This window comes from Nocardioides sambongensis, from assembly GCF_006494815.1.
Classification (GTDB): domain Bacteria; phylum Actinomycetota; class Actinomycetes; order Propionibacteriales; family Nocardioidaceae; genus Nocardioides; species Nocardioides sambongensis.
On the sequence record NZ_CP041091.1, the window covers coordinates 118,616 to 133,073 of the forward strand.

The window sequence follows — 14,458 nt, forward strand, 5'->3', positions numbered from 1 at the left end:
GGGGGCGCGCAGTAGCCGAGAATCGGTGACTCCAGGCTGAGCCGCCCGACGACACCGAGGGCCGGCCACGTCCGTGGCCGGCCCTGGCGTGCATTCGTGCTGAGGACGGTCAGTCGATGACGCCCGGATACTGCCCGTCGTCCTCGGTCCAGTCCTCGTCGGCCTCGTAGGTCTGCGCCTCGCGGTCTCGGTCGTCCTGCTTGCGACCGCGGCCGCCGGCGCTGCCGACACCCGTGCCGCCGCGACCAGCCCCGCCACGTCCGGCGGCACCCGCACCACGCCCGGCCGCACCAGCACCGCGCCCGGCCGCACCGCGCCCGACCGCCTGACCCGGTACGCCGGCTCCGCCGCGACCGCCCAGCACACCGCTACCCGCCCGCGGGGACACCCCGCCGATGGGTCGCGCGGTCGCCTGCCCGGGGACCGCGACCGGCCGTGCCACGGCTGCGTTCGCCGCGGCCCGCGCGCCGATCCCGCCGAGGACGCCCGCGCCGACACCGGCACCGACCTGGGCCGGTCCGCCGACACCACCGGGTCCGCCGACGCCACCGGGACCGCCGGGGTCGACCGGCTGCACCCCGATCGGAGTCGACGGGTCGCGGACATCGGGACCGCCGACGTCCGGGTCGCGGACGTCGGGGTCGCGGACATCGGGGTCGCGGACATCGGGGTCGCGCACATCGGGGTCGCGCACGTCGGGGTCGCGGACATCGGGGTCGCGCACGTCGGGGTCGCGCACGTCGGGGTGGCGGACGTCCGGATCCGTCGGGTACGGGCGGATCGGGGGCCGCGCTCCGACCGGCGGGACGGTGCCCGGTCCGCGTCCGCCGGGGTCCTCGGTGTCATCGGTCGGCTCGCCGTGGATCTTGGCGAGCACCACGATCGCCTCCTGGTAGGAGGTGTTGAGGGCGACCACCTTCTGCCGGGCCCGCTCGTCGGCGTCGCCGTAGGCGCTGACCTGCTGCTGGTGGTGCCGCATCTTGTTGGCGAACACCTTGAGGACCTGCACCTCGTCCTGCTCGTCGGTCATCGGCCCGGGCGTCGGCGCCGGCCCCGGGCTGTCGGGCATGCCGTCGTTGACCGCGCGGGAGGTGCGCATCTGGGAGGCGACGTCGGTCAGCGCCTCGTTCGCCTCGACCATCAGGACGCGCTGGTCGTGCAGCACCTTCTCGATGCGGCGGAGCTTGGCCAGCGCCATCCGGGTCACCTCGGAGTCCTCGCCGAACCCGCGACGGATGCCGTCCTTGGCCTTCGTGACCGAGTTCTCGGTGCGCTGCAAGGCGTTGGCCGCGTTGAGCCAGGCCCGCGCGGACTTCTCGACGTCGGTGGGGTGCATGCCCGTCACCGAACGCCGCAGGTGGTCGATGTTCTGGCCGGGCATCAGAGGTCGCCTCCGGGGTGCTGCTGGGCGTTCTCGTTCGCATGCTGGGTGTTGCTGCCGTGGGTGCCGCTGTCGATCGCCGAGATGAACTCGGTGACCAGCGTGAAGTCCTCGGCGGCCTGGGCGTCGCTCTCGGTGAGGATGTCGCGGGCCTGCTGGCAGGCGGCGACGAAGTCCTGCAGGTCGGTCTCGACCCCGCCGAGGGTCTCGTCGACGACCTGGTAGGCCCGGGTGTGGTGGATGCCGAGGCTGGAGGCGTAGTCGCCGCCACCGAAGGAGGTCTCGCTGATCTCGCCCTCCCGCCGGAACGTCTGACGCTCGTTCTGCTCCAGCTCCTCCTGGACCTGGCTGATCACGCCGCGGATCTCCTCGTCGACGATCTCGATGTCGGAGAGGACCCGCTGCGGGGTCTTGGCTTGGGTGATGAACGACATCAGGTCGTCCAGGTATGGATTGACTGACACGGCTCTCTGCTCCCCGAGTGCGTGGATCGATGGGATGGCGACGCCCGGGTGGATGCCGAACGGCGCGACGTCCGGCCACTTACCCGACGCGATCCGCCTACAAACGCTGCCTCTAGGCTAATCGCGTGCGCTCTCGGACCATCGCGCTGACGGCGATCGTCGTGCTCCTGCTCGCCGGCTGCGGCGGTGGGAGCAGTACGCCCGCGGCGGATCTCCCCGCCGATGCCACCTCGTCGGCCGGCGGCGAGGGGACCGTGGCCACCGCCGATCCCGAGACTCCCGCCGTCCCGCCGGCCACCGGCAGGCGGGTGATCGCCGACGGAGTATCCGAGCCGGGCCTCACCTACCGCCTCCCGGAGGGCAGGTGGGTCGGTGGCGGCACCGAGCTGGCGACCCGCTACGACCGGTTCGGGCAGACCGCGATCAGCCACGGAGCCCTCGCCTACGGGGACGTCAGCCTGACCCGGCTGGCGAACCTCGCGCTCGGTCTCTACGACTGGCCGCGGTCGGCCGAGATCGAGCGGACCGCGGACCGCACGGTCGCCGGGAGCGACTGGTACGTGATCGAGGCGAAGGACCGCGAGCGCGGCTTCGAGTACCGCCTCGGCACCGTCCGCGACGCGGACAACTCCCACGAGCTGGTCTTCTCGTTCCCGAAGGAGACAGCCGAGGCCCGCCAGATGATCGAGTCGGTGCTCGCCACCGTCGCGTGGCGCTGAGCGCGGTCGACACCGGGCGCCCTGACCCGCCCACGACGGCTCCCCGCTACGTTGATCCTGCAGCGCGCACCCGTCGACGAGGAGGAACCATGCAGCAGGTCAGGGCCGTTGTGGCCCGCGCCAAGGGCGCACCGGTCGAGCTCACCACGATCAATGTCCCGGACCCAGGGCCGGGGGAGGCGGTGGTGAAGGTCCAGGCGTGCGGGGTGTGCCACACCGATCTGCATTATCGCGAGGGTGGGATCAACGACGAGTTCCCGTTCCTGTTGGGTCATGAGGCCGCGGGCGTGGTCGAGGCGGTGGGTGAGGGGGTCACCGATGTGGCGCCGGGCGATTTCGTGGTGTTGAACTGGCGTGCGGTGTGTGGGGAGTGCCGGGCGTGTAAGCGGGGGGAGCCGAAGTACTGCTTCGCCACGCACAACGCGACCCAGAAGATGACGTTGGCCGAGGGGCCCGATGCCGGGACCGAGTTGTCGCCGGCGTTGGGGATCGGTGCGTTCGCGGAGAAGACGCTGGTCGCTGCGGGTCAGTGCACCAAGGTCGACCCGCAGGCGCGTGCGGCCGCGGTCGGTCTGCTCGGTTGTGGTGTGATGGCCGGGATCGGCGCGGCGATCAACACCGGTGGGGTCACTCGGGGTAGGTCGGTGGCCGTGATCGGTTGTGGCGGGGTGGGTGTGGCCGCGATCGCGGGGTCGGCGTTGGCGGGTGCTTCGCCGATCATTGCCGTGGACATCGACGCCAACAAGCTCGCGGCCGCGAAGCGGATGGGTGCCACGCACACGGTGGATTCCTCTGCCGGGTCCGGCCTGGATCCGGTCGAGGAGATCAAGCGGATCTGTGCCGAGACCTATGAGGGTGCCGAGGGTGCCGACGTGGTGGTCGAGGCGGTGGGGCGTCCGGAGACGTGGAAGCAGGCCTTCTACGCCCGTGACCTGGCCGGGACGGTGGTGCTGGTCGGTGTGCCGACTCCGGAGATGAAGGTGCCGGAGCTGCCGTTGATCGATGTCTTCGGTCGTGGTGGGGCGTTGAAGTCGAGTTGGTACGGCGACTGCCTGCCCTCTCGTGACTTCCCGATGCTGGTGGATCTCTATCGTCAGGGTCGGTTGGATCTGGATGCGTTCGTGACCGAGGAGATCGGGATCGGTGACATCGAGGCCGCGTTCGAGAAGATGCACCACGGCGACGTACTCCGCTCGGTGGTGGTCCTCTGATGGCCGGGGACACGGCTGGGGCTGGGAGCCTGCGGGTGGACCATGCGGTCACCTCGGGCACGTTCAGCCTGGACGGGGAGACCCACCAGGTCGACAACAACATCTGGGTGCTCGGGGACGACACCGAGTGCGTGGTGATCGACGCTCCGCACTCGGTCGAGGACATCCTCGCGGTGGTGGGGGAGCGCACGGTGAAGGCGATCGTGCTCACCCATGCCCACGACGACCACTGCCGACAGGCGCCCGCGCTGCGGGAGGCGGTGAACGGCGGGTCCGGGGCGCCGATCCTGCTGCACCCCGAGGACCGGCCGCTGTGGGAGCTGACCCACGGTGGTGCGGAGGACCCGGATGCCACGCTGTGGGACGTCGACCTCGCCGACGGGCAGGTCCTCGAGGTGGCCGGGGCGCAGGTCCGGGTGATCCACACGCCGGGACACGCGCCGGGAGCGGTCTGCCTCTACGTGCCGGACCTGGGTGTGTTGTTCACCGGCGACACGTTGTTCAACGGTGGCCCCGGCGCGACCGGCCGGTCGTTCTCGGACCGGCCCACGCTGGAGGCATCGATCCGGGCGAGCCTGTTCGGGCTGCCGGAGGAGACCGTGGTGCACACCGGGCACGGGGACGACACCACCATCGGAGCCGAGGCGGCGGCGCTCGGCCGCTGACCTCCCGACACTTCGACGCAAGAGCGAGCGGCCAGGACCCGATGTCGGGTCCTGGCCGCTCGGTGCGTCCGGGTCGCTCGCGCTCAGTGCGTCCGGGTCGCTCGCGCTCAGTGCGTCCGGGGCGCTCGCGCTCAGTGCTCCAGCGGCTCCGGCACCTCCTGCTTCTTCTCGTCCCCGTGCCCGGGCCACCAGGCCGCGTGCCCGATCAGTGCGGTCAGGGCCGGGGTGAAGAACATCGCCATCACGAAGGCCGCGATCAGGATGCCGACGGAGAGCGCGAAGCCCATCGACTCGAACAGCGCGTTGCCGCCGAGCATCAGGGAGGCGAAGGTCCCGGCCAGGATCACCCCGGCCGCCGCGATCGTCGGTCCGGCGTGCTTGACCGCCTCCGCGGCCGCCTCGCGCGGCTCCCGCCCTTCGCGTGCCTCCTCGCGGAGCCGGGCGATCATCAGGATGTTGTAGTCCGTGCCGAGCGCTGTGACGAACAGGTAGATGTAGATCGGCAGCATGAAGATCAGCCCCGCCTCACCCTGGATGTGCTGGAACACGATCACCGAGGCACCCAGCGTCGCGGCGAAGCCGAGCCCGACCGCGGCCATCAGGTACCAGGGAGCCACCAGGCTGCGCAGCAGCAGCGCCAGGATGATCATGATCACGATCGCTGCCGCCGGGAAGACCACCGAGTAGTCGCGCTCCATCGCGTCCTGCAGGTCCGCGAAGACCGACGGCGTGCCGCCGACGAACGCCTCGGTGCCCTCGGGTGCAGCCTCGTGGGCGACGTCGCGGATCGGGCCCTTGACGTCCTGGAGCGCCTGGTCGGAGACCGGGTCGCTGTCGAGGACCAGTGAGATCTGGGCGGCCGAGCCGTCCTCGGAGATCTGCGGAGGATAGACCTGACTGACGCCCTCGGCCTCGGCGAGGGCGGCGGCGTAGGTCTCCAGCTCCTGCTGGTCCAACGTGCCACCGTCGGACTCCACGATCACCGGCACCGGCTCGGTCTGACCGGCCGCGAAGTGCTCCTGGAAGGTCTCCAGCGCCTCGGTGGACTCCACGTCCTTCGGCAGGCTGGAGGAGAAGTCGAAGGACGGGTTGAAGCCGAGCGCGAAGACGGCGAGAGCCGCCATCACCAGGCCGGAGGCGAGCGCGTGCACCGCCGGCCGCTTGCCCAGGCGACGGCCGAGGGCACCGAAGCGGGCTGCCTCGGGCTCCCTGCGCCAGCTCTTCGACGGCCAGAACACGGCCCGGCCGAGCACCCGCACCGTCGCCGGCACCAGGGTGAGCGCCGCGACCAGGGTGACACCGACGGCGATCGCCAGGGCGGGGCCGATCGCCTTGAAGATGCTCAGCGAGCTCAGCAGCAGCGCCAGGAAGGCCACGATCACCGCGCCGCCGGCCGAGGCGATCGCCTCACCGGCCCGCTCGATCGCGTACTCGACGCCGTTCTTGACGATCGCGCGGCGGGTCACCGGGTCGGACATCGCCGAGTCGCCCTGCTCCGCGACCAGGTGGCGCAGGCGCTCGCGGTAGCGGAAGAGGAAGAAGAGGATGTAGTCGGTGCCGATGCCGTAGAGCACCACCACCAGGATCGCCTCGATCGAGCTGTCCGCCTGGAGTCCGAAGATCTCGTTCGCCCAGCTGATCAGGCCGTTGGCCACCACCGAGACCAGACCGACCAGCACCACCGGCATCAGGCAGATGACCACGCTGCGGAAGATCAGTGCGAGCAGGCCGACGATCAGCACGATCGTGGCGATGGCGACGATGGCCAGGGTCTGCTCGCTGGACTCCTGCGAGTCGAGTCCCTGCGGCACCGACCCGGTGCTCTGCACGCTCAGGTCGGTGCCCTCGACGAGGTCGTCCAGGTCCGACCTCAGGTCCTCGGCGTCCTCGAAGGCCTGCGGGTCGAAACCGGTCGCTCCCTCGGCCAGCCCGACGATGCCCAGCTGGACCTGGCCGTCCTCGGAGACGTTGGGGTTCCCCTGGGGGTCGGTGGTGACGACCTGCTGGACGAAGGTCTCGGCGCCCAGCTCGGGCCCGAGCTCCTCGGCGATCCGGGTGACCTCGGCCTGGTCGTCCTCGGTGAGCGCCTCGCCGTCCTCGCGCTCGAAGACCAGGATCGCGGCCGGAGAGGTGGCGCCGGGGAACTTCTCGGCCTGCAGCTCGATGGCCTGGACCGACTCGTAGTGGTCGGGCAGGAACTCCGACTCCTCCGACGTCGTCTGCAGGGCAGGCGCGAAGGCCGCGACCAGGACGGCGAGCACCAACCAGGTGCCGATGACGTACCAGGGATGGTGGGCGATGAAGCGACCGAGAGACCTGAACACGGTGACTGACGTTAGTGGCAGCGACCCGCCCCGCGACACCGACTTTAGGCTGCAGACGACGGACCGGAGTCGATGCGACCACGGGCTCGCACCACTGGTCGCGGCGGGTTAGCGTCGAACGGTGAGTGAGGGCTACTTCCCCGAAGGCTCGATGCTGCGCCACGTCCAGTCGCACCGCGGCGCGCTCGACCGGGACGAGGGGAGATATCCCCGCGGCACGCCGTACGACGCCTTCGACCCGGCGTTGATGCTGTGGGCGATGGCGATGCTCGCGGACTCCTCGCGGGTCGCCTTCGAGACGCTGGTGCGGCCGCTGACCACGGGGGAGCGCGAGGACCTGTGGGCCGACTGGGTCAGGTTCGGGGCGCTCTTCGGGATGCCGGAGTCGGTCGCCCGCCTCGGCGGGGGCGACCGAGCAGTGGATGCGGGACTGGTACGACGGCGGCCGGATGCACCTGACCGAGGAGGCCCGGGTGGTCGGTCGTGCGATCGCCACCGACATGCCGGTCCCGTGGCCGATGACCCCCGGGATCAAGCTGACCAACCTGACCGTCACCGGCATGCTGCCGCCCGCGGTGCGCCACCTCTTCGGGCTGCGCTGGACCCCCGCCCACGAGGTGGCCTGGCGAAGCGTGACCACTGCGGTGCGGGCCTCGCAGCGCGTCGTACCGGACCGGATCCGGATCGGTGACAACGCCGACCTGCACCACCTGGTGATCCGCACCGAGCGCACCGTCGTCGAGCGCGGTCGGGCGACCATGCGGCTGCCGGCGGCCTGAGTCGAGTCCTCCGAGGGCTCAGTCGGCGCGGGCGCCGACGATCCGCAGGGCGAAGGTGCCGTAGGCCTCGGCGATCTGCTCCGGGGTCCAGGCGAGGTCCTCGTGGTACCACCGGGCGATGTCGATGCCCAGCGAGAGCAGGGCCGCGGCGGCGAGCCGGGGGTCGGGGCAGTCGAAGGTGCCGTCGGCGACCCCGGACCCGACCAGGTCGCGCAGCTCGACATCGATCCGGTGCCGCAGGCCGGCGATCTCGGCCGCGTGCTCGTCGTCGAGCGCGGCGAGCTCGTAGTTGATGATCCGCGCGGTGGTGTGGGCGCGGGCGTGGTGCTCGGCGAACGCCGCGGCGACCGCGCGCAGCTGACCCACCGGCTCGGCGGCCGAGGCGCGGGCGGCTCGGATCAGCTCCAGCGTCCGCTCGTGGCCGCGCTGGGAGATCAGGTGGAGCAGCTCCTCCTTGGAGCGGTGGTGCACGTAGAGCGCGGCGGGACTCATCCCCGCCGCCGCGGCGATGTCCCGGGTGGTGGTGCCGTGGAAGCCCTTCGCGGCGAACGCCTCGATGGCGGCGGTGAACAGCCGCTCCCGGGTCGCATCGGCCCGGCCGGCGGCCGCCGGTGCTGTGTCGCTCATCGGCGCTCTCCTTCGCATGCGGGGGTTGACCTTACCGACCTCGATGCCCGAGTCTGTCACTAAGCAAGCGCTTAGTCACCTAGGAGCCTCCATGCCCGAAGCAGTCATCGTCGCCACCGCCCGATCGCCGATCGGGCGAGCCGGGAAGGGGTCGCTGGTCGACCTGCGACCCGATGACCTCGCCGTCCAGATGGTCGACGCCGCACTGGCTGCGGTGCCCGCCCTCGACCGCCGCGAGATCGACGACCTGATGCTCGGCATCGGCCAGCCCGCCGGCGAGGGTGGGCACAACCTGGGCCGGATCGTCTCGGTGCTCGCCGGGATGGACCACCTGCCCGGCACCACGGTCAACCGCTACTGCTCCTCCTCGCTGCAGACCACCCGGATGGCGTTCCACGCGATCAGGGCGGGCGAGGGTGACGCGTTCCTCTCCGTCGGCGTCGAGACGGTCAGCCGCTACGGCAAGGGCACCGCCGACGGCCTGCCCGGCACGACCAACCCGGTCTTCGACCCGGCCATCGCGCGCACCGCCGAGACCGCCACCGGCGGTGCCGGGGCCTGGCACGACCCTCGGCAGGACGACACACTCCCCGACGTCTACATCGCGATGGGGCAGACCGCGGAGAACGTCGCCTCGCTCACCGGGATCACCCGCGAGGAGCAGGACCGGTTCGGGGTGCGCAGCCAGAACCTCGCCGAGCGGGCCATCGCGGACGGCTTCTGGGCCCGCGACATCACCCCGGTGACCCGCCCGGACGGCTCCGTGGTGAGTGCGGACGACGGGCCCCGCGCCGGCGTCACCTACGAGGCCGTCTCCGGACTCAAGCCGGTCTTCCGCCCCGACGGCACGGTCACCGCGGGCAACTGCTGCCCGCTCAACGACGGCGCTGCCGCCGTGGTCGTCATGTCCGACACCAAGGCCGCCGAGCTGGGGCTGACCCCGCTCGCCCGGATCATCTCCACCGGTGTCTCCGGGCTCTCCCCGGAGATCATGGGCCTCGGTCCGGTCGAAGCCACCCGGCAGGCGCTGGCCCGGGCCGGGATGACCATCGACGACATCGACCTCGCCGAGATCAACGAGGCGTTCGCGGTGCAGGTGCTCGGATCGGCGCGTGAGCTCGGCCTGGCCGAGGAGAAGGTCAACGTCAACGGAGGAGCGATCGCGATCGGCCACCCGTTCGGGATGACCGGCGCCCGGATCACCTCGACCCTGCTCAACTCGCTCGCCTGGCACGACAAGCAGATCGGGTTGGAGACCATGTGCGTCGGCGGCGGCCAGGGCATGGCGATGATCGTGGAGCGGCTCTCGTGAGCGCCCCGAGCACCACCGCGGACCGGTCCGGCGCCATCGGGGGCCGCCTCGCCGGTCAGACCGCGATCGTCACCGGCGCCAGCCGCGGGATCGGGCTGGCCATCGCCGAGCGCATCGTCGCCGAGGGCGGCCGCGTGGTGGTCACCGCTCGCAAGGCCGAGGCGCTCGAGGAGGCCGTGGCCACCCTCGGCGGCCCCGAGCACGCCGTGGCGGTCGCCGGCCACGCCGACGACCCCGACCACCGCGACGAGGCGATCGCGCGGGCGTTGGAGGCCTTCGGCAGCCTGGACCTGCTGGTGAACAACACCGGGATCAACCCCACCTACGGACCACTGATGGAGATCGATCTCGCGGTGGCCCGCAAGATCGTCGAGGTCAACGTCCTCTCCGCGCTGGCCTGGGTGCAGGGTGCGCACCGGTCCTGGATGGCCGAGCACGGGGGGTCGATCGTCAACGTCTCCTCGATCGGCGGCCTGCGGCCCGCGCCCGGCATCGCCATGTACGGCGCATCCAAGGCCATGCTCTCCCACCTGACCGAGGAGCTGGCCGTCGAGCTCGGGCCGGACATCCGGGTCAACGCCGTCGCCCCGGCGGTGGTGAAGACGAAGTTCGCCACCGCTCTCTACGAGGGGCGGGAGGAGGAGGTCGCCGCCGCCTATCCGCTGAAGCGGCTCGGTGTGCCCGACGACGTCGGCTCCGTTGTCGCCTTCCTGCTCTCCGCCGACGCCGGCTGGATGACCGGCCAGACCCTGGTGGTCGACGGCGGCGTGCTGTTGGGAGGTGGCGCGTGATGTCCGCGCCGCGCACGGCCGTGGTGACCGGGGCCGCGTCCGGGATCGGTCGCGCCCTGGCCACCCGCCTGGCCGCCGAGGGCGTGCGCGTCGTGGTCAACGACCTCGACGCCAGCGCGCTCGCCGAGGTCGCCGACGAGATCGGCGCCCACCCGGTCCCCGGGGACGCGGCGAGCGAGGACGGCGCGGCGGCACTGGTCGCCGCCGCCCTCGCCGAGCTCGGTGGGATCGACGTCTGGTTCGGCAACGCCGGCGTCGACGCGGGTCAGGGGCTGGACGCGCCGGACGAGGCCTGGGCGCTCGCCCAGGAGGTGAACGTGATGGCCCACGTCCGCGCGGCCCGCCTGCTGGTGCCGCACTGGCTCGAGCGCGGGGCGGGACGCTACGTCGTCACCGCGTCGGCCGCCGGCCTGCTCACCATGCTCGGCAGCCCGGTCTACTCGGTCACCAAGCACGGCGCCGTGGCGTTCGCGGAGTGGCTCTCGGCGACCTACCGGCACCGCGGCGTGGTGGTCCAGGCGATCTGCCCGCAGGGAGTGCGGACCGCGATGCTGGACCGGTCCGGGCCGCTGCAGGAGCTGCTCAGCCACGACACGGCCCTGGCGCCGGAGGAGGTGGCCGACCGGGCCTGGGCAGCGCTCGGCCACGAGGAGTTCCTGGTGCTGCCCCATCCCGAGGTCGGCGGCTACTACGCCGCCCGGGCCACCGACACGGACCGCTGGCTCAGCGGGATGAACCGCCTCCAGCAGCGACTCGACGAGCACCAGACAGGAGCACAGGCATGAAGGCGTGGCAGGTCCGACAGCTCGGCGAGCCGAGGGTCGCGATGACCCTCAACGAGATCCCCGACCCGGAGCCCGGCCCCGGCCAGATCGTGGTGCGGGTGCTGGCGACGCCGGCCAACTTCCCCGACGTGCTGATGTGCCGCGGGGAGTACCAGGTCAAGCCCGACCTCCCGTTCACCCCGGGGGTCGAGGTGTGTGGCGAGGTCGCCCTGCTCGGCGACGGTGTCACCGGCCTCGCGGTCGGCGACCGGGTGATCGGCTCCCCGGTGCTGCCGCACGGCGGCTTCGCGGAGTACGCCGTCCTGGAGGCGGCAGCGGCGTTCGGGGCACCGGACTCCCTCGACGACGCGCAGGCGGCCTCGCTCTTCATCGGCTACCAGACCGGCTGGTTCGGCCTGCACCGCCGCGCCCACCTGCAGCAGGGCGAGACCCTGCTCGTGCACGCGGCCGCCGGAGGCGTCGGCAGCGCCGCGATCCAGCTCGGCAAGGCCGCGGGCGCCCGGGTGATCGGGGTCGTCGGCGGCGAGGCGAAGGCGGAGGTGGCCCGTGCCCTGGGCGCCGACGTGGTGGTCGACCGCTACACCCAGGACTTCGTCGAGGTGGTCAAGGCCGAGACCGGTGGCCGCGGTGCCGACGTTGTCTACGACCCGGTCGGCGGCGACACCTACCGGCGCTCCACCAAGTGCATCGCCTTCGAGGGCCGGATCGTGGTCGTCGGCTTCGCCGGCGGCGAGATCCAGTCCGCCGCGCTCAACCACGCGCTGGTGAAGAACTACAGCATCGTGGGCCTGCACTGGGGGCTCTACAACCAGCGCGACCCGGCCGCCGTCCGTGCCTGCCACGACGACCTGGTCCGGCTGGCCGACGCCGGCCACATCCGCCCCTGGTCTCCGAACGACTCGCGCTCGCCGACGTCGCCGACGGCGTGCAGCGCCTCGGCGAGGGCACCACGGTCGGCCGCGTCGTCCACGTCGCCTGACCTCCCCACCCACTCCTGAAAGGCCGATCGATGACCTCCCCTGCCACGCTCGACGACCTCGACACCCACACCCCCGATCCCGTACGACGGACCGCGGTGGTCACCGGTGCCGCCCGCGGCATCGGCGCCGCGGTGGCCCGCCGGCTGGCCGCCGACGGGATGGCGGTCGCCGTCCTCGACCTGGACGAGTCCGCCTGTGCCGGCGTGGTCGCCGAGATCCGCGCCGCCGGTGGCGACGCCCTCGCCGTCGGCTGCGACGTCGCCGATCCCGGATCGGTCACCGCCGCGGTGGAGCGGATCGCCGCCGACCTCGGCGCGCCGACGGTGCTGGTGAACAACGCCGGCATCATCCGCGACAACCTGATGTTCAAGATGAGCGTCGAGGACTTCGACGCGGTGACCGCGGTCCACCTGCGTGGTGCCTTCCTGATGACCAAGGCGGTCCAGCAGCACATGGTGGCCGCCGAGTTCGGGCGGGTGGTCAACCTGTCCAGCACCAGCGCCCTGGGCAACCGGGGGCAGGCCAACTACGCCGCCGCCAAGGCCGGTGTCCAGGGCTTCACCAAGACCGTCGCGTTCGAGCTGGGCCGGTTCGGGGTGACCGCGAACGCGATCGCGCCGGGCTTCATCGAGACCGACATGACCGCGGCGACCGCGGAGCGGGTCGGGATGGACTTCGAGGACTTCAAGAAGGCGGCCGCGGCACAGATCCCGGTGGCGCGGACGGGCCGACCCGACGACATCGCCCACGCGGTCTCCTTCTTCGCCAGCGAAGGCGCCGGCTACGTCTCCGGCCAGGTGCTCTACGTCGCCGGCGGACCCCGCAACTGACCCGAGCTGAGAGGACCACCATGAAGATCTTCACCGGCATCGAGGAGCTGGCCGCCGCGGTCGGCACCCACCTCGGCCACTCCTCCTGGTTGACGGTCGAGCAGGAGCGGATCGACACCTTCGCCGACGCCACCGGGGACCACCAGTGGATCCACGTCGACCCCGAGCGTGCCGCGGCCGGGCCGTTCGGCACCACCATCGCGCACGGCTACCTCACGCTCTCGCTGGTCCCGCTGCTGGCCGGTGAGGTCTACCGGGTGGACGGGCTGTCGATGGGCATCAACTACGGCACCGACAAGGTGCGGTTCCCCGCGCCGGTGCCGGTCGGCTCCCGGGTGCGCGCCGGCGTCGAGCTGCTGGCGCTCGACCCGATCCCGATGGGCCGCCTCGCCCGCGTCCGGGTCACCGTCGAGATCGGCGGGCAGGACAAGCCGGGCTGCGTCGCCGAGGTCCTGAGCGTGCTGGTCCCGTGAACAGCACGCCCGGACTGGCGCCCGCCGTCCTGACCCGTTGGTGGCGCGACCACCTCGGCGGCGAGCCCGCCACCGCGCTGGCCGGAGGGCTGCGGGCCTCGCTGATCGCCGGCGGCAAGTCGAACCTGACCTACCGGGTCGGCGACGGCTCCCGCACCTGGGTGGTGCGCCGCCCGCCGCTGGGCCACGTGCTGGCCACGGCGCACGACATGGGGCGCGAACACCGGGTGATGAGCGCGCTCGCGCCGACCCCGGTGCCGGTGCCGGCGACCTACGCCCTGTGCGAGGACACCTCGGTGCTGGGCGCGACGTTCTACGTGATGGCCGACGTGGAGGGCACGCCCTACCGGACCGCCGCCGAGCTCGGCGCGCTCGGCGCCGGGCGGACCCGGGCCATCGCCGACCGCATGGTCGACGTCCTCGCCGACCTGCACCGGGTGGACCCGGCCTCGGTCGGCCTCGACGACTTCGGACGGGTCGAGGGGTTCCTGCCCCGCCAGGTGCGCCGCTGGCGTCAGCAGATGGAGTCCTCCCGGACCCGGGACCTCCCGGCGGCCCGGGAGCTGGCCGACCGGCTCGCAGCGGGAGCCGACGCGGCGGCGGCCCTGGGGTCGGCCGGCATCGTGCACGGCGACTACCGGCTGGACAACCTGCTGGTCGACGCCCGCGACGAGGTCGCGGCGGTCCTGGACTGGGAGATGGCGACCCTGGGGGACACCCTCACCGACGTCGCCCTGCTGGTGCTCTACAACCGCCTCGCGACGCTGGCCCCCGGGCTGGTGGCCGACGCGGCGTCGGCGCCCGGCTTCCCGGGCGAGGAGGAGATCCTGGAGCGCTACGCCACGGCCACCGGCCGCGACCTGGCCGGGCTCGGCTTCCACCTCGGGCTGGCGTCGTACAAGCTCGCTGCCATCCTCGAAGGCATCCACTACCGCTACCTTCACGGACAGACGGTCGGTGCCGGGTTCGACCGGGTGGGTGAGGTCGTCGAGCCGCTCCTGCTGGCCGGGCTCGACGCGCTCTCCGCCCGGCGGGCGTGACCGGCGCGACCGGCCCGACCGACCCCCACCCGACACATCACCCGTTCACCCGCCCACCCGACTTCACCGATCGCCAC

General features: G+C 72.1%; 15 protein-coding genes and 1 pseudogene. 12 read left to right on the top strand and 4 right to left on the bottom strand.

All coding sequences use genetic code 11. The annotated features are described in order from the left end of the window. Window positions 1-109: 109 nt before the first annotated feature. Entirely contained in the window at window positions 110-1,381 is a 1,272-nt protein-coding gene (locus tag FIV43_RS00605; protein WP_141012566.1) for a hypothetical protein, read from the bottom strand. Further along, window positions 1,381-1,845 (bottom strand): hypothetical protein, encoded by a 465-nt coding sequence (locus tag FIV43_RS00610; RefSeq protein ID WP_141012567.1) that lies wholly within the window; start codon window positions 1,843-1,845, stop codon window positions 1,381-1,383. The genes FIV43_RS00605 and FIV43_RS00610 overlap by 1 nt, the downstream gene beginning before the upstream one ends. Before the next feature lie 125 nt (window positions 1,846-1,970). Here FIV43_RS00610 and FIV43_RS00615 point away from each other — a divergent pair, with 125 nt between their 5' ends. The 3 genes from FIV43_RS00615 to FIV43_RS00625 all read left to right on the top strand — a co-directional run bounded on the left by FIV43_RS00615 (window position 1,971) and on the right by FIV43_RS00625 (window position 4,440). Beyond that, window positions 1,971-2,564 carry a hypothetical protein gene (locus tag FIV43_RS00615; RefSeq protein ID WP_141012568.1) on the top strand — a complete coding sequence of 198 codons (594 nt, stop codon included), beginning with the start codon at window positions 1,971-1,973 and terminating at the stop codon, window positions 2,562-2,564. Between the two features lie 89 nt (window positions 2,565-2,653). Then, window positions 2,654-3,775, top strand: a complete 1,122-nt coding sequence (locus tag FIV43_RS00620) for an S-(hydroxymethyl)mycothiol dehydrogenase (protein ID WP_141012569.1) — start codon at window positions 2,654-2,656, stop codon at window positions 3,773-3,775. Window positions 3,776-3,810: 35 nt separating this feature from the next. Further along, entirely contained in the window at window positions 3,811-4,440 is a 630-nt protein-coding gene (locus FIV43_RS00625; RefSeq protein WP_456237748.1) for an MBL fold metallo-hydrolase, read from the top strand. 131 nt (window positions 4,441-4,571) lie between these two features. Here the strand turns inward: FIV43_RS00625 and FIV43_RS00630 are convergent, their stop codons facing one another. Then, the gene (locus FIV43_RS00630; protein WP_141012571.1) at window positions 4,572-6,764 is read right to left on the bottom strand and encodes an MMPL family transporter; all 2,193 of its coding nucleotides are present in this window, start codon (window positions 6,762-6,764) and stop codon (window positions 4,572-4,574) included. Window positions 6,765-7,023: 259 nt separating this feature from the next. Between FIV43_RS00630 and FIV43_RS23625 the strand changes: the two are divergent. Next, a pseudogene (locus FIV43_RS23625) lies at window positions 7,024-7,089 on the top strand (hypothetical protein); the annotation flags it as partial. Window positions 7,090-7,186: 97 nt separating this feature from the next. Then, window positions 7,187-7,543 (top strand): oxygenase MpaB family protein, encoded by a 357-nt coding sequence (locus FIV43_RS20730; RefSeq protein WP_141012572.1) that lies wholly within the window; start codon window positions 7,187-7,189, stop codon window positions 7,541-7,543. A gap of 18 nt (window positions 7,544-7,561) precedes the next feature. Here FIV43_RS20730 and FIV43_RS00645 read toward each other — a convergent pair whose 3' ends face one another. Further along, entirely contained in the window at window positions 7,562-8,170 is a 609-nt protein-coding gene (locus tag FIV43_RS00645) for a TetR/AcrR family transcriptional regulator (RefSeq protein WP_141012573.1), read from the bottom strand. A gap of 91 nt (window positions 8,171-8,261) precedes the next feature. Here FIV43_RS00645 and FIV43_RS00650 point away from each other — a divergent pair, with 91 nt between their 5' ends. Genes FIV43_RS00650 through FIV43_RS00680 form a run of 7 tightly spaced genes read left to right on the top strand, consistent with a single transcriptional unit; the run spans window position 8,262 to window position 14,381 of the window. After that, complete coding sequence (locus tag FIV43_RS00650) at window positions 8,262-9,482, top strand: acetyl-CoA C-acetyltransferase (protein WP_141012574.1); 1,221 nt, start codon at window positions 8,262-8,264, stop codon at window positions 9,480-9,482. Continuing rightward, a complete protein-coding gene (locus FIV43_RS00655; RefSeq protein WP_231123584.1) occupies window positions 9,479-10,273 on the top strand; it encodes an SDR family oxidoreductase in 795 nt (264 codons plus the stop codon). The genes FIV43_RS00650 and FIV43_RS00655 overlap by 4 nt, the downstream gene beginning before the upstream one ends. Continuing rightward, the gene (locus FIV43_RS00660; protein ID WP_141012575.1) at window positions 10,273-11,058 is read left to right on the top strand and encodes an SDR family oxidoreductase; all 786 of its coding nucleotides are present in this window, start codon (window positions 10,273-10,275) and stop codon (window positions 11,056-11,058) included. Before FIV43_RS00655 ends, FIV43_RS00660 begins: the two co-directional genes overlap by 1 nt. After that, window positions 11,055-12,056 (top strand): NADPH:quinone oxidoreductase family protein, encoded by a 1,002-nt coding sequence (locus FIV43_RS00665; protein WP_231123585.1) that lies wholly within the window; start codon window positions 11,055-11,057, stop codon window positions 12,054-12,056. Before FIV43_RS00660 ends, FIV43_RS00665 begins: the two co-directional genes overlap by 4 nt. Before the next feature lie 11 nt (window positions 12,057-12,067). Continuing rightward, complete coding sequence (locus FIV43_RS00670; protein ID WP_141012576.1) at window positions 12,068-12,868, top strand: SDR family oxidoreductase; 801 nt, start codon at window positions 12,068-12,070, stop codon at window positions 12,866-12,868. A 20-nt stretch (window positions 12,869-12,888) separates the two neighbouring features. Then, the gene (locus FIV43_RS00675) at window positions 12,889-13,341 is read left to right on the top strand and encodes a MaoC family dehydratase (RefSeq protein ID WP_141012577.1); all 453 of its coding nucleotides are present in this window, start codon (window positions 12,889-12,891) and stop codon (window positions 13,339-13,341) included. Beyond that, window positions 13,338-14,381: a phosphotransferase family protein gene (locus tag FIV43_RS00680; protein ID WP_231123586.1), complete on the top strand. Its 1,044-nt coding sequence runs from the start codon at window positions 13,338-13,340 to the stop codon at window positions 14,379-14,381. The genes FIV43_RS00675 and FIV43_RS00680 overlap by 4 nt, the downstream gene beginning before the upstream one ends. The last annotated feature ends 77 nt before the right edge of the window (window positions 14,382-14,458 follow it).

What these genes read in the sequence shown, in the direction of transcription:
- FIV43_RS00605 (WP_141012566.1), bottom strand. Translation starts at nt 1,381, where the DNA reads ATGCCCGGCCAGAACATCGACCACCTGCGGCGTTCGGTGACGGGCATG.
- FIV43_RS00620 (WP_141012569.1), top strand. Translation starts at nt 2,654, where the DNA reads ATGCAGCAGGTCAGGGCCGTTGTGGCCCGCGCCAAGGGCGCACCGGTC.
- FIV43_RS20730 (WP_141012572.1), top strand. Translation starts at nt 7,187, where the DNA reads ATGCGGGACTGGTACGACGGCGGCCGGATGCACCTGACCGAGGAGGCC.
- FIV43_RS00645 (WP_141012573.1), bottom strand. Translation starts at nt 8,170, where the DNA reads ATGAGCGACACAGCACCGGCGGCCGCCGGCCGGGCCGATGCGACCCGG.
- FIV43_RS00650 (WP_141012574.1), top strand. Translation starts at nt 8,262, where the DNA reads ATGCCCGAAGCAGTCATCGTCGCCACCGCCCGATCGCCGATCGGGCGA.
- FIV43_RS00660 (WP_141012575.1), top strand. Translation starts at nt 10,273, where the DNA reads ATGTCCGCGCCGCGCACGGCCGTGGTGACCGGGGCCGCGTCCGGGATC.
- FIV43_RS00665 (WP_231123585.1), top strand. Translation starts at nt 11,055, where the DNA reads ATGAAGGCGTGGCAGGTCCGACAGCTCGGCGAGCCGAGGGTCGCGATG.
- FIV43_RS00670 (WP_141012576.1), top strand. Translation starts at nt 12,068, where the DNA reads ATGACCTCCCCTGCCACGCTCGACGACCTCGACACCCACACCCCCGAT.
- FIV43_RS00675 (WP_141012577.1), top strand. Translation starts at nt 12,889, where the DNA reads ATGAAGATCTTCACCGGCATCGAGGAGCTGGCCGCCGCGGTCGGCACC.